The 14,069-nt window shown below is 36.4% G+C and carries 17 protein-coding genes and 1 rRNA gene; 12 read left to right on the plus strand and 6 right to left on the minus strand.

Annotated elements, in window-relative coordinates; genetic code table 11:
- The first annotated feature begins 224 nt into the window (after nucleotides 1–224).
- From rrf to BLR36_RS17040, 5 genes are all read left to right on the plus strand, one after another.
- Nucleotides 225–340 (plus strand): 5S ribosomal RNA (rrf, locus tag BLR36_RS17020).
- Nucleotides 341–781: 441 nt separating this feature from the next.
- On the plus strand, nucleotides 782–1,456 hold the full coding sequence (locus BLR36_RS17025; RefSeq protein WP_093062935.1) for a response regulator transcription factor: 675 nt from the start codon (nucleotides 782–784) through the stop codon (nucleotides 1,454–1,456).
- On the plus strand, nucleotides 1,453–2,835 hold the full coding sequence (locus BLR36_RS17030) for a sensor histidine kinase (RefSeq protein ID WP_254771445.1): 1,383 nt from the start codon (nucleotides 1,453–1,455) through the stop codon (nucleotides 2,833–2,835). The genes BLR36_RS17025 and BLR36_RS17030 overlap by 4 nt, the downstream gene beginning before the upstream one ends.
- 73 nt (nucleotides 2,836–2,908) lie before the next feature.
- A complete protein-coding gene (locus BLR36_RS17035) occupies nucleotides 2,909–4,879 on the plus strand; it encodes an MMPL family transporter (RefSeq protein WP_093062936.1) in 1,971 nt (656 codons plus the stop codon).
- A 2-nt stretch (nucleotides 4,880–4,881) separates the two neighbouring features.
- The gene (locus BLR36_RS17040) at nucleotides 4,882–5,268 is read left to right on the plus strand and encodes a hypothetical protein (protein WP_093062937.1); all 387 of its coding nucleotides are present in this window, start codon (nucleotides 4,882–4,884) and stop codon (nucleotides 5,266–5,268) included.
- A 14-nt stretch (nucleotides 5,269–5,282) separates the two neighbouring features.
- Here BLR36_RS17040 and BLR36_RS17045 read toward each other — a convergent pair whose 3' ends face one another.
- Both BLR36_RS17045 and BLR36_RS17050 read right to left on the minus strand, forming a co-directional pair.
- Entirely contained in the window at nucleotides 5,283–6,185 is a 903-nt protein-coding gene (locus BLR36_RS17045) for an EamA family transporter (RefSeq protein ID WP_093062938.1), read from the minus strand.
- 13 nt (nucleotides 6,186–6,198) lie between these two features.
- The gene (locus BLR36_RS17050; protein ID WP_093062939.1) at nucleotides 6,199–6,771 is read right to left on the minus strand and encodes a GNAT family N-acetyltransferase; all 573 of its coding nucleotides are present in this window, start codon (nucleotides 6,769–6,771) and stop codon (nucleotides 6,199–6,201) included.
- 160 nt (nucleotides 6,772–6,931) lie between these two features.
- Here BLR36_RS17050 and BLR36_RS17055 point away from each other — a divergent pair, with 160 nt between their 5' ends.
- From BLR36_RS17055 to BLR36_RS17085, 7 genes are all read left to right on the plus strand, one after another.
- The gene (locus BLR36_RS17055) at nucleotides 6,932–7,129 is read left to right on the plus strand and encodes a PLDc N-terminal domain-containing protein (protein WP_093062940.1); all 198 of its coding nucleotides are present in this window, start codon (nucleotides 6,932–6,934) and stop codon (nucleotides 7,127–7,129) included.
- Nucleotides 7,126–8,031: an ABC transporter ATP-binding protein gene (locus BLR36_RS17060; protein ID WP_093062941.1), complete on the plus strand. Its 906-nt coding sequence runs from the start codon at nucleotides 7,126–7,128 to the stop codon at nucleotides 8,029–8,031. Before BLR36_RS17055 ends, BLR36_RS17060 begins: the two co-directional genes overlap by 4 nt.
- Nucleotides 8,024–8,806, plus strand: coding sequence for an ABC transporter permease (locus BLR36_RS17065; RefSeq protein ID WP_093062942.1), 783 nt, complete (start codon nucleotides 8,024–8,026; stop codon nucleotides 8,804–8,806). Before BLR36_RS17060 ends, BLR36_RS17065 begins: the two co-directional genes overlap by 8 nt.
- A gap of 16 nt (nucleotides 8,807–8,822) precedes the next feature.
- The gene (locus BLR36_RS17070; RefSeq protein WP_093062943.1) at nucleotides 8,823–9,527 is read left to right on the plus strand and encodes a CBS domain-containing protein; all 705 of its coding nucleotides are present in this window, start codon (nucleotides 8,823–8,825) and stop codon (nucleotides 9,525–9,527) included.
- An 89-nt stretch (nucleotides 9,528–9,616) separates the two neighbouring features.
- Nucleotides 9,617–9,889 carry a hypothetical protein gene (locus BLR36_RS17075; RefSeq protein ID WP_217631744.1) on the plus strand — a complete coding sequence of 91 codons (273 nt, stop codon included), beginning with the start codon at nucleotides 9,617–9,619 and terminating at the stop codon, nucleotides 9,887–9,889.
- 418 nt (nucleotides 9,890–10,307) lie between these two features.
- A complete protein-coding gene (locus BLR36_RS17080) occupies nucleotides 10,308–10,943 on the plus strand; it encodes an NAD(P)-dependent oxidoreductase (RefSeq protein ID WP_093062944.1) in 636 nt (211 codons plus the stop codon).
- Nucleotides 10,944–11,741 carry a metallophosphoesterase gene (locus BLR36_RS17085; RefSeq protein WP_093062945.1) on the plus strand — a complete coding sequence of 266 codons (798 nt, stop codon included), beginning with the start codon at nucleotides 10,944–10,946 and terminating at the stop codon, nucleotides 11,739–11,741.
- Nucleotides 11,742–11,841: 100 nt separating this feature from the next.
- On the opposite strand, the gene BLR36_RS17090 is transcribed toward BLR36_RS17085, so the two are convergent.
- From BLR36_RS17090 to BLR36_RS17105, 4 genes are all read right to left on the minus strand, one after another.
- On the minus strand, nucleotides 11,842–12,030 hold the full coding sequence (locus tag BLR36_RS17090) for a CsbD family protein (RefSeq protein ID WP_175454112.1): 189 nt from the start codon (nucleotides 12,028–12,030) through the stop codon (nucleotides 11,842–11,844).
- Between the two features lie 61 nt (nucleotides 12,031–12,091).
- Complete coding sequence (locus BLR36_RS17095; protein WP_093062947.1) at nucleotides 12,092–12,832, minus strand: hypothetical protein; 741 nt, start codon at nucleotides 12,830–12,832, stop codon at nucleotides 12,092–12,094.
- Nucleotides 12,832–13,362 (minus strand): RNA polymerase sigma factor, encoded by a 531-nt coding sequence (locus BLR36_RS17100; RefSeq protein ID WP_093062948.1) that lies wholly within the window; start codon nucleotides 13,360–13,362, stop codon nucleotides 12,832–12,834. Before BLR36_RS17100 ends, BLR36_RS17095 begins: the two co-directional genes overlap by 1 nt.
- A 105-nt stretch (nucleotides 13,363–13,467) precedes the next feature.
- Nucleotides 13,468–14,067, minus strand: coding sequence for a response regulator transcription factor (locus BLR36_RS17105; protein WP_093062949.1), 600 nt, complete (start codon nucleotides 14,065–14,067; stop codon nucleotides 13,468–13,470).
- Nucleotides 14,068–14,069 lie beyond the last annotated feature (2 nt).

Below are 14,069 nucleotides of genomic sequence, written 5' to 3' on the forward strand. Positions count from 1 at the left end.
GTGCAGCTGACGAATACTAATCGATCGAGGACTTAACCAAATTTGTTTAACGTAACAATGTCGTTTATCCAGTTTTGAGTGAACAAACACTCTATACATGAGGGTTTCAAGACACGAGTAATTCGAGGAAACAATTGAGAGAGGAAAGGAACGTACTAACGTACGTGACTGACCGAACGAATGAAGTTGACGAAGAAGTACGATGTGTATTGAAAGCCAAAGAGTCTAGTGATGATGGCGAAGAGGTCACACCCGTTCCCATACCGAACACGGAAGTTAAGCTCTTCAGCGCCGATGGTAGTTGGGGGTCTCCCCCTGTGAGAGTAGGACGTCGCTGGGCACCAAAGAAAAAGTCGTTACCGAGTTAATCGGTAGCGGCTTTTTTGGCTTTATCATAACCAACTTTCACGGGTCCAAAATTTAATTCTTTGTGGTCCTCACTCCCGAGTGAGCGTTTTTTACTTTCGCTCTATAGTTACTCTCGCCCGTGCGAAACATACTCTCGGAGCTATGACGATTACTCTCGCTCGTGTTAGATTTACTCTCCAAACGGGATATTTTCCCACTTTTACGGAAGCCATATTTGATCCCTCAGGACATTTTTATGGGCTATCTTATGATTCTTGTATTCGCGACGGTGATAGCTCATCGTTCACCCTGCAGAACGCGTCCATCTGAAACAGAAATCACTCTTCAACATATCATAAATGGTTATTTACTTGCTGAATTACAATTAAACAGACACAATATAAAATAGCTACATGTAAAGAGGAGGGTCATTGTGGTAGTAATATTAGCAGTAGATGATGACATACATACACTTGAGTTAATTTCCATATATTTATCTCAATCTGGATACCGCGTTATTAAAGCTGTAAATGGAAAAGATGGATTAAACATGTTAGAACGGGAACAACCTGATTTAGCAATAATAGATGTTATGATGCCTGTTATGGACGGTCTTCAATTAACCAAGTTAGTACGTGAACAATACAATATTCCTGTATTGCTCTTAACAGCAAAAGGAAAGCTTGAAGATAAAGAAAAAGGATATATTGCCGGGTCAGATGATTATTTAGTAAAGCCTTTTGAGCCAAAAGAATTATTATTTCGCATTCGTGCTATTTTAAGAAGATATGATAAAACAAGTGATGTTAACATTCGAATTGGTAATATGTTAATCAATCGGAAAAGCTTTGAAGTACAGATTGGAGACCAGGTCTTAGTTTTACCCTTAAAAGAGTTTGAGCTACTTTCCAAGTTAGCTTCTATGCCAAACCAAGTCTTTACTAGAGACCAGTTAATAGAAACAGTTTGGGGAATAGATTTTGAAGGAGACGAGCAGACGTTAAGTGTTCATATTAAAAGGGTAAGAGAGAGATTATCAAAATTAGAGACGCAAATACAGATTAAGACTGTGCGTGGAGTTGGTTATAAGTTGGAGGAGTCAACATGATGAGAACTTTGTATAGCAAGTTCGTGTGGATGACACTGCTCATAATGTTTGCTAGTGGAACGTTAGGATTTATGATAGTAAATACATATTACCATCAAAATCTTAAGGAAAAAAATGATGAAAAAAACGTATTAGTAGCAAAATCAATTGTTGAAAGTATTAAAATGTCTAATAAAAGTGAACTGGACGCTTTTCTTCAGTCAATAGGCAATACTGGATATCAATTATACGTCGTTGGTGAAGATGGGCTAGAAAGAGCTTATGGAGGGGAATTTAGGGTCAAGAGGATTGATAAATCAATAGTTGAAAGTGTTTTAAATGGGGAAACATACCACGGAATGCGAGAGTTTCCTAATGAAACCTTTATTACAGGTTACTTTTCTAATGAATTAACGAATAGCGTTGGAGTTCCATTTACTTACGAAGGAAAAAATTACGCACTGTTTCAACGGCCCAATATTAAATTCTTATTTAATGAAATTCACCTGTTATTAGGTGGGTTAGTGATAATAATGATTGTCCTTAGTGTGATAGCTATGTTGATTGTTGCTAAGAAAATGATTGATCCGTTAACTAAATTGACGTTAGCAACCAATAAAATAGCTAATGAAGACTTTCAAGCAGAGTTATCGATCTATCAGCATGATGAAATAGGACAACTTGCAGATAGTTTTCGGAATATGGTAAAACAATTGGATGCAAGTGATCGATACAAAAAGGAATTTATCTCAAGAGTATCACATGATTTTCAGACACCACTATTAAATATACAAGGATATGCTCATTTACTTGAAGGTGGAGAGCTATGTGCATCTGATCATTTAAAGTATGTAACGATTATTCAACAAGAGTCAAAACGGCTCTCTAATGTTATGAAGCAATTATTAGTTCTTACTTCCTTTGACCAAGCAAATAGTAGAACAAAAAAAGAAGTCTTTTCACTAGATAGACAGTTAAAACAGGTCATTCAGAAATTTAGATGGCTACTTGATGAAAAAGAGATATCTATTAATATAAAGTTAAACCCAGTAAATGTATACGGTGATAGTGAAATGCTTGAGTATGTTTGGGAAAATCTACTGTCAAATGCTATAAAGTATAATCACTCTCCAGGAGAAATACATATTGATTTAGAGGAAAGTGTAGAAAATGTATGCGTCACAATACAGGACTCAGGCAGTGGGAATAAAGATACTAATTATAACAAATGGACGGAAAGGTTTTATAGGGAAGACGAAGCTCGCTCCACACAAATTGAAGGAAGTGGGCTTGGTCTAGCAATTGTCCAGGAAGTTATCCAGTCACATGAAGGTATGCTTTCTTTTGAAAGCGTAGCTCCTCATGGAACTAGAGTAATCGTCCGATTAAATAAGCTGTAATTATCTGTTCATCTTCCGTTCACTTTCAACTTGTATAGTACCTCTTATAAGGAAATACATAGGAGGTATAGGGATGAAAAATAAACGGAACTGGCTAGTTATAATAGTCAGTTGGCTTATAGCGGTAGGATTACTTACACTCTTTGCTCCTTCTAGTAAAGAAGTGGCAAGTACATCAAAAAATTTAGGACTGCCAGATACTGCTTTGTCTATTCAAGCAGACGAAGTTATGAAAGAAAACTTTTCTAGTAAAGAAGGAATACCTTTAATAATCGTTCTTGATCGTAACAAGGCTAATACTGAGGAAGAAATTCAAAACGTATTAGAATTAATGGAACAAAATTACTCAAGTATACCCAAGTTTTCTAAAATCCCTATGGAGCAACGAAATTCTTTTGTGTCTAAAGATAAAAAAACATTCTTTGTACCATTAATTTTGGAAGGACAGCTAGAAAGCAAAGAGATTCATAAAAAAGTAGGAGAAATAAAAAATAATGTATCTAACATTATTTCATCAGATTTTACTATTTATTATACTGGACCGGCTGGTATAGCAAGCGATACAACAGATCTATTTTCACAGGCTGATGTAGTTTTACTACTAGCAACAGTAGGAATTATTTTTATTCTACTAATTATTATTTATCGATCTTTCATTCTTGCTATCCTCCCCTTAATTGGAGCAGGAATAGTGTATGGAGTAGTGGACAGAATTATTGGTCTTATTGGTAAGTTCACATCTATTACGATTGAAAACCAGGCACTGTCGATTATGATGATCTTGTTGTTTGCCGTGATAACCGATTATTCCCTCTTGCTATATGCAAGATATAAAGAAGAGCAGGACATGAAAGTTGCACTTGCTAAAACCAGAGAAACCATTCTTTTTAGTGGTGGAACTATTTTAGCGGGAGTTGCAACACTTGCTTTAGCCATATATGAACCATATCGTAATTTTGCACCAGTATTCGCGATAGCAGTGATTATAATGCTAATTGCCGGACTTACTTTATTGCCAGCTTTGTTTGCAGTAGTAAAAATGACGAAAAACAAAGAAAAAACTACAAAAATTTGGGCAAATGCGGGAAATGTTAGTACAAAAAAACCATGGAGAGTAGCAATACCCATTTTGATACTGCTAGGGATTGGCACATGGCATGCAACAACAATCATCTACTCCTATGATTTACTGGCATCTTTCCCAGATGAATTATCTTCAAAAGAAGGTTTTACAAAACTGGGTGAAGCATTTTCAGAAGGAGAAATAGCACCAACAACGATTCTCGTAAAATCAAAGGATGAAAAAGTGGTTGCAGCTATTCGAGAGGGGATAGAAGATAGATCACTTGTAAGTCAGGTACGTCCATCATCTTCAGAAAGCGCTCTATACACGCAGTTCTCTCTTATATTAAACGTAAACCCTTATAGCCAGGAAGCTTTGGACGAAGTAGATAAGATTAGAGATGAATTAAAAGACCAACAGGTTTTAGTAAGTGGAGAGACAGTGAAACAAGTGGATATTCGTCAAATTAACAATAGGGATACATTACTAGTAATGGGGTTAATGACAATACTGATCGGTTTAATGCTTGCTTTCCAAACTAGGTCGGTGCGGGCATCAGTGTTGATGATGTTCTCCATTTTATTGTCATTCGGAGCAGCTTTAGGATTCTCTACATGGATTTTTGATGTGTTCCTCGAATATAAGTCCTTTAGTTATCGAATACCACTTTACACGTTTGTATTTTTAGTAGCACTAGGTGTAGATTATTCAATTATGTTAATGAGCAGATTGAAAGAAGAACGAAAGAAGCATGGTGAACTAGAAGCCATTGCGAAAGCGGTTGAAAAAACGGGTAGTGTAATTTCTTCAGCAGGATTAATACTTGCTGCTACATTTGCTGTTTTAATATCGCAGCCAGTAATGGAGCTTAAAGTATTTGGTTTTGCTGTCGCAGTTGGTGTACTATTGGATACATTTATCGTACGACCATTATTATTACCGGCGTTATTAACAATTACAAAGAAAAGTAGGGGGAAATAGATATGCAAGAAAGATGGAGTTTACGTCTTGTAAGAGCAGGGGCATTATTTGGATTATTAGGAGCATACCTTGGTTCTCATATGGCGGGGGCGGGAACCTATGCACTACGCCCCATTCATGCACATATTTTACTGGTTGGATGGTTGTCGTTATTTGTATATGGACTGTTTTATAAATTATATAAAGTGAAGTTCCCTAAACTTGTTGCGGTTCATGGATGGTCAGCCATAATCGGAGCTATTGGTTTAACACTTGGAATGTACCTACAGTTTATACAACCGTTTAATATAAATGAGACATTGGCGTTAGTAGCATATATTATTGGAGGTTCTACGTTGTTACTAAGCTTCGCAGTATTCGTACTAGTTACATTTACAATCGAAAAATAACAAAAAGCTGGAGGTTATGTATTAACCTTCAGCTTTTTATTTTTTCGGATATCTGCATATGTTGGAATACACATTCCCAATAAAATGATGACTATTCCTACTACTTGTAATATAGAAAGAGTCTCACTTAACACGATGACTGATACGATAACAGCAACCGGTAACTCCATTGCACTTAATATAGAAGAAACAGCGCCACCTACTTTAGGTACTGCAATTACAAAGAAGTAAATCGGGACAATAATACCTAATAATCCAAGGGCTAGTCCATAAAATAGGAGTGATTCAGTAAATAGTTTTCCATTCCAAATAATTTCTGGATTTTGGAATAAACCAATCATGAGCGCTGCGATAAAGGAAACAAATAATAGACGGGTTGTAGTATTCATCCCTTCGACTTGCTTCGTATTCACATTCATATTCAATGAGAAGGAAACAGCAGCAGCAAAACCGTAAACCCAGCCTCTCCAATCGATTCCACTTAAATCTACATCTAATACTCCTGCAGCTAAAATTGTCCCTACAAATAATATTACTAGAGAAATTGTTTCTGCTCTGGATGGAAGTCTCTTTCTAATAATACAATCGATTAAGGTGCCGATCCATGTAAATTGGAATAGCATCACAACTGCAAGAGAGGCAGGTAAGTATATAAGTGACACCCCATAAACAATTCCTGTAGTAGCGGTAAACACACCTGCTAACAAAATAATTTTAAACCCTCCATACAAACGAGGAAGTTTTCGTTGGGTAATGAGGTATAAAATAAAAGCTAATATAAATCCAACAATATATTGACTAGAAACCGCTTCAGAGGCTGTATAGCCGTCTTGGATTGCTAGTTTAACCATAGTTGATAACGTCCCATAGCTGCTTGCAGCAAACACAACCATAAGGGGGTAAATCCAAAATTTCATATAAGTTTCTCCTTTAATCTACGACTACGGTTTTCACCATATGATGAAAAGGCTCACCAATAATTGTCCAAGGGCATAGGGTATCAAATCCGAGCCGATTATACAAGCGAATAGCAGCCTCTTTTTTAATCTCAACATTCAAGGCTAGTTTACCACCACCTGAATTCTTTACTAATTGTTCCGCATAGCTTAATAATTTCGTCCCGATTCCATAACCACGATATATTGGGTCCACTACGACCGTGTCGATATACCATTCTCCGGGTGCAGTTTCGGGGTCTATTATTACTACTTTGCCTTTTTTGTTAGATAAATATGCTTCTAAATTTGCATCTAGAGTAACTGCCTGTTCCGCGGAATAAAATACCAGCACTCCTGCAACATGTCCGTTCATTTCTGCAATATACGTATATAAATAGGAATGTCGATTATCCGTACGTGTAAATAGTTGTCTAAACTCTCTAGTAATGGCAGCTTCTTCTGTTTCTCCAGTCATTTGCATAGAGATATCTCCGATTGCATCCATTATTAGAGGAATAGCTTCATCTGCATCTTCTTTGAGAGCTTTCCTGATCAAAACTTCCATTTTTATTTCACCTTCCAACTGATTATTATAACATAATGGTTAATAGAGAACTAAACCGTAGCCGTGGTTAAGTAAAAATATAAATATTTAAAAAATTAATTGAAACTTTTCTGTTCTATATGTAGTAGAATAGGAGATAGAAAAAAAAGGGGGAAAAACAATGGACTGGGATGCAATACCGTGGATGCTCATCTTACCTGTAATCATCATTCAACTATTATTAGTCATAGTTGCAGTGATTGATTTAGTTCGCGTGAAGCACACTAATGGACCAAAGTGGATGTGGGCAATTATTATTATTTTTATCAATATTATTGGACCTATTATTTATTTTATCGTAGGGAGACGAAATGAATGAAAACATTACTTCATGTGCAGGGGTTAACAAAGGAATATGGGAAAGAAACAGCAATAAATCAAGTTACTTTTTCACTTATCAAAAACACTGCTACTGCTTTAATTGGTCCAAATGGCGCGGGGAAAACTACGACACTCTCTATACTAGCGGGATTATTAAACCAAACAAGTGGTTCAGTTGTTATTGACGGAGAAATAAAAGGTGACATTCGAAGAGAAATAGGCTTCCTACCACAATATCCGCAATTCTATTCGTGGCTCACAGCACTTGAATTTATTGAAATGGTAGCAAAATTCAGCGGAATAGAAGCGAAAATGACAAAATCACAAGCAATAAGAACGCTAGATTTTGTTGGTTTAGGAGATGCCAAAAACAAGAAAACTGGTACCTTTTCTGGAGGTATGAAGCAAAGGCTAGGGTTAGCACAAGCTATTGTTCATAAACCTGGTTTACTTTTGCTAGATGAACCAGTATCAGCGTTAGATCCAGTTGGCAGAAGGGAAGTATTAAATCTCCTGAAAGAATTACAGGAGCATACTACAATCTTATATTCTACTCATATTTTAAATGATGCAGAGGAGATGACGGACCAATTGCTATTTTTAAGAAAAGGACAATTGGTAGAACAGGGGTCATTAAAGGAAGTACGAGACAAATATGCTAATCCTCTGTTTAAAATCATTTTTGCAGATACAGAAGAAGCAGCAAAGTTTGTAGAAATCTCTCCATGGCCAGCTAGACAAGAAAATGAAGTTGTTTTTATACATCTTGAGGACAACAAACCAACGATGAATGAATTAATACAGGTACTTGCCAATAGCAATCTACGGCTATCAAAGGTAGAGCGTGCATCGGCCAGTTTAGAAGAAATCTTCTTGCAGGTGGTGAATAAGGTTGAATAGTTTTTTTATATTGTTTCGAAAAGAATGGCGTGAAAACGTTCGTAACTTTAAGATTTTATGGATCCCATTAGTGTTTATATTATTTGGTATTTCTGAACCATTAACTTATTACTATTTACCTCAAATTCTAAATGCGGTAGGAAATATGCCAAGTGATATGGCGTTTCAACTCCCAGAGTACAAACCTGAACAAATAATAATGTCTACAATTGGTCAGTATCAATTGATTGGTTTGTTAATCGTAGCGTTTGGATTTGCTGGTATCATTGCTCGGGAACGTAAAAACGGGACGGCAATTATGTTATATGTAAGACCCATTTCTTATTTTGGATATGTGTTTAGTAAAGCAGCTATTATGAGCATCCTAATAATAGGAAGTGCATGTATTGGTCTTTTAGTGAATGTCTATTATACGTATATATTGTATGGAGCAGTAGATGGAGTTGCATTTATTGGTTTTCTAGGAACTTATAGTATTTGGTTACTATTTGCTATTAGTGTTGTAATTTGCGCCAGTGCCGCTTTTTCTACAGGAGTAGCTTCAGTAATATCACTTATCGTATTAATAGTCGTGCAATTAGTGGATAGTCTGCTAGGTACTTACTGGACCATTTCACCTTGGAAGCTACCAATGTATGCTGGACAAATTTTAAGTGGCAATTTGGATAAAACGCCATTTTTCTGGAGCTTGAGTGTTACGTTAGTGTTAGTTGTGTTGTTATTAATGGGAGCAGTTTATTTAGCCAAGCGAAATGTAGCAAAAGCAAAAATCTAGTTGTGAGGTGATTTAGATGGTAGCACTTAATTCCGATCGATTTATCGTTTCCTACAACCGAATAGACCAATTGATGAAGGATCTTATTGGTACGAATGAACATATGGCATTTTTTCGATTAATTGATTTTGCTAAAAAGAAAAATGCAGTTATTAGAAGATATGAGGCAGATTTGAGAGAGTATGGGGATTTAAGAAATGCTATAGTACACCATCGTACATCTATAGAATTTGCCATTGCTGAACCTCATGATGATGTTGTGGCGAAAATGGAGGAAATTGAAGGTGCTTTAGCTAAACCGATTACCGTCGCTCAAATGTTCCGAACAAATGTGACAATCTTTCAAGAAACGGACTCACTAAGTTATGCCTTAAAGGTGATTAAAGATAAAAAGTACAATCAATTCCCCGTGTATAAGGGGAAATCCTTTAAAGGACTAATTAGTCCAGTAGGTATTACTATGTGGATGGCGAGCAAAGTGGATTCCGAATCCTTTTCTAGAAAAAAAGCGGTGCTATCAGAAATATTAGCACATGAAAGCAATAGAAATAATCATAAGTTTATACATGCAGAGACCTCTGTTTTTGAAGCTGTAGAAATATTTAAGACATCTGTAATACATGGAAGACGATTAGAAGCACTTCTAATTACGGAGGATGGAAAAGCAAGTGATAAGCTAATTGGGATTGTAACACCCGTGAGCTTGTTGAAGGTAGAATAATTTTTATGTTATAGTCTTTTCTTAAAAAACTGTCATAATATTAAGGTAGGCATTAAATGTCTAAGAAAAGTCGAAAAGAGGGGGATATAATGGAATCGTTAGAAAAGGTTCAAGAACAGAGATATGATACTCATGAAAAGAGTGCGAAAGATATGACAGTTGGGGAATGGCTAATTACAATGCTTATTTTAGTCATTCCAATCGTCAATATTGTTATGCTATTCATCTGGGGATTTGGAAGTCCCGATCCAAGACGTAATTATGCTCGTGCTTCTCTTATTTGGATGGCAATCTGTATCGTACTAATGATTATTTTTTATGGAGCAATATTTGCATTTATTTTTTCTATGAATACTTATTAATTATTTCCTGGGAAATAACATAATTCGACATGAAAGAGTGTTCCTTTGTAAAAGAGGAATACTCTTTTTGATGTTATAATTAGAAAAGCGCAAGGTGCCCGTTAGCCTCGATAAGCGCTGGAAGACAAACGATAAAGGCGCACTTTGCCTTAACCGTTTGTCTGAAATGACTCGAGAGGCTGGCACCTGGAGTCTGGACATTAAAGAAAAGCGCAAGCGCCTTCTTAGGAAGTCAGTCTAAGTTCGCGACATCGTGTCGCAACGACTGACTGACCCACATCCTGTGCGCCTCCGACCAGCTGGAAGTATTTAACGTAAAGGCGCACTTTGCCTTAGGTGAAATACTGAAGCACTCGAGGGGCTAGGCGCTGGAGCTGGACAAAGAAGCAAAAGCAAACCAAAACTGGAGGTAGCATAGATGAAAATAGCACTTTTTGGAGCAACCGGACGTGTGGGACATGCTATTCTCACGTTATTACTAGAAAAAGATATACAAGTTACTGCATTGGTAAGAAACCCTGAAAAATTGCAACCTCAGGCTGGTTTATCCGTCCTACAAGGAGATGCAAGAAATTCCAAGGATATACTAGCAACTTTAGCGGGTGTAGATGCAGTAATAAGTGCACTTGGTACAGATAAAACAACCGTATTAACAGAGTCAATCAAACATATAATTTCTAATATGCAAAAGCAACAGGTAAAGCGAATTATTACGATTGGTACTGCGGGTATATTGGATAGTAGAGCAGAGCCGGGAATTCTTCGATATCAATCATCCGAGTCTAAGCGAAAATCTACAAAGGCAGCGAAGGAGCATCATAAAGTGTATGACTTGTTAAGTGATACAACACTTGAGTGGACCATTGTTTGCCCGACTTATTTACCAACAGGAGCTTCGACTGCTGAATTTACTGTTTTGCGCAATAAGTTACCAGAAGGTGCGGAGCAAACGACAACAGGGGATACTGCTATGTTCACTGTAAATGAATTATTGAAAACGGAGTATATTGGTTACCGGGTAGGAATTATGAGTCCATCATTAGGGGAAAATTAAATGAAGAAATTTTTAATATTTATCGTAGCAATAATTCTTTTGATGTTCATAAGTAATAGTTGGATTCAAACTACTAAAATTACTGTAAAGTCCGATAGAATTCCTACTAGCTTCAATGGGTTAAAAATCCTGCAAATTTCGGACTTACATGATGCAACCTTCGGAGACAAGCAAGAAAAATTAGTAAAAAAAATACAAAAATCTAACCCTGATCTTATTTTTATCACGGGTGATTTGATTGATAGTAACCGTTATAATTTAGACCAAAGCTTAGAATTAGTAAGAAATATTGTGGATATAGCCTCAACTTACTATGTAACGGGAAACCATGAAATTGCTACGAATGACATCGATAACATAAAGACCTCTTTAATAGATTTAGGGGTAAAGGTACTTTCTAATGAAGAACAAATAATAGAGCATAATGGTGATAAGATTCGAATTATTGGTATTGAGGATCCTCTAAATGGAATTTCGGTAAATGAGGCATTGCGTCAATTTGAGGAAAACGATCTTTTTACTCTAGTACTTTCCCATCGACCTGAGACTTTTCAAGACTACATAGATTATAATATGGATGTTGTTTTTTCAGGACATGCACATGGAGGTCAGTTTCGAATTCCTGGGATCGGTGGTCTTGTAGCACCTGGGCAGGGTCTATTTCCTCGCTATACAGCTGGAATGTACACAGAAAACACTACGCACATGATTGTGAGTAGGGGGTTAGGAAATAGCGTTATTCCTGTAAGGGTATTAAATTCACCAGAAATTGTCCTTGTAACGTTAAAAACTTTATAACGAAAGGACCACTGACTAAAAAATATAGTCAGCGGTCCTATTTTTAAAAAAGTATCTATTTTTTTATCAGCATTTATTGTTCTTAGTTAATACGTGCATATTAACGTTCGTCTTTTCGGTCGTAGCGATCTTTTGCCTTGCCGACTTCTTCTTGAACTTCACCCTTTAATTTATCGAACTTGCCTTCTGCTTGTAATTTGTGATCGTCGGTAGCATTACCAAATTGATCCTTTGCTTCGCCTTTAGTTTTGTTAACGGCACCTTTAACTTTGTCAGATAATCCACTCATGTGTATTCCTCCTCCAATTTTAAATCTATTATTTATTTACCCTAAAGGAGGAAGTTTAAACTTATTCTATTATTTCAAATTCCTGCAGCATAGCATAGAATCTGGCACCATGACCTTCTGCAGCTTCTAAAAAGTATTTCTCCGTAATAACAAAGCTTCCTCCATTTAGGTTGTCAACAACATATACATTCGTTACAGGGCTATCCCATTCCGAACCACTAATACCATGTAATTTATAACCGTTTACTGGTTCCGTAACAGTTTCGGTTGTTATCTTTGTATATTCAGCAGCAAGCTCTGTTTCTAAAGTAGAAACCATTTCCTCAGGAGTAATGTCCTTAAACTGTTTAATTTCCATTGATACTTTAGGATATCTTTCCTCCAATGGCTCTTTTGTTGTGATAATATCCGAGTCTTTTCCGTTCACCAGCTTATATCTCTCTTCATCGATATAGATAATGTACTCAGAATCTTTTCCTTCCTGTAGATTTACGTTAGTTTCCTCCTCATTTCCTTCGATACTTTGAATAATCTCTTTTTCCGGAACGAATAAATCCTTTATTTGTTTGATAAAAGCACTTCCTGTTTCCGTTTGTGAACTAAATAGAATCATCAATCCGGCAGCTGCAGCAATAACAATTGGAATTACCTTCGATTTCTTTTTCACTCTTTTCTTCCTTCTGCCTTTTGTTTGAAATAGCTCTTGATCTATATGGTTCCAAATATCATCTTTTAATGTAGAAGGAGTATCCTCCGTAGAATCTAAAATTTCTTTTCTCACTCGATCATCTAAATGGTTCATTATTGGCTTCCCTCCATTTCCAACAATTCTAATTGAGTCTTTAATAAGTTCCGTCCATTAAAAAGTCTGGATTTCACGGTATTCTGATTCAATTCTAAAATAGTGGCAATTTCTTTCTCAGAAAAACCTTTTATATATTTGAGTAATATAGGAATACGATATAAGTCAGCCATATTTTGAATCATGCTATACAAGTCAGACAGATTTTCTTTCGAATGCTCCGTTAGTTGTGCGTTATTTTCAATTGTAGAAGTATCGACCGGAGTATTTTTCTTTTCTTTAGTTATGATTCGATAACACTCATTTACTAAAATACGATAAAACCATGCATCAAACGATAAAGCAGAATTGTAGGTAGATATATTGCGGTAAACTCGTATAAAAGCTTCTTGCACAGCATCCTTTGCATCTTCATCGTTTCTCGTAATTGCTTTTGCTGTTCGAATTGCATAATTTTCATAGGTATCAAAAAACTGTTTAAAAGCATCACGACTGCCATTTCTAATCCCTGCTAAGATGTCATCATTCATATACGCTTTTTCACTCCTTTCACTATATATACCCTGCGAGCAGTGAAAAAGTTTAGTCAAAAACAAAAAAAGCTCAAAGCAATTAGCTCTAAGCTTTTACAATTACTATTTAAACCATCCTTTTTCTTTAAACCTAGAAATGGCCTCAATTCGATTTCCGACGTCTAGTTTATCTAAAATGACGGAAATATAGTTGCGGACAGTACCTGTTGTGATAAACAGCTCACTAGCAATCTCTTTTGTATTTTTACCATTTGCGATTAACTCTAGAACCTGACTTTCACGTTCTGTAAGTGGATTTTCCTCTTCGAAAGCCATGTCAACCAGTTCGGGGGCGTATATACGTCGACCATCCATGATGACACGAATTGAATTAGCTAGCTCCTCACTTGGGCTATCCTTTAATAAGTATCCATTAACGCCAGCTTTACGGGCACGCTCGAAATATCCTGACCTAGCAAAGGTGGTTAAAATGATTACCTTACAATTACTTTCTTTGAGTTCTTCCGCGGCATCCAGTCCAGTTTTGATAGGCATCTCAATATCCATAATACAAACGTCTGGTTGCAATTGTTCAATTAGTTTCAATACTTCTTCTCCATTATTGGCTTTCCCGACAACTTCCATATCCTCTTCCAAATCGAGTAGTGAGCCTAGAGCACCTAGCACCATTCGTTGATCTTCTGCAATGACAATTCGTATCATGT

This window comes from Psychrobacillus sp. OK028 (genome assembly GCF_900103605.1).
Classification (GTDB): domain Bacteria; phylum Bacillota; class Bacilli; order Bacillales_A; family Planococcaceae; genus Psychrobacillus.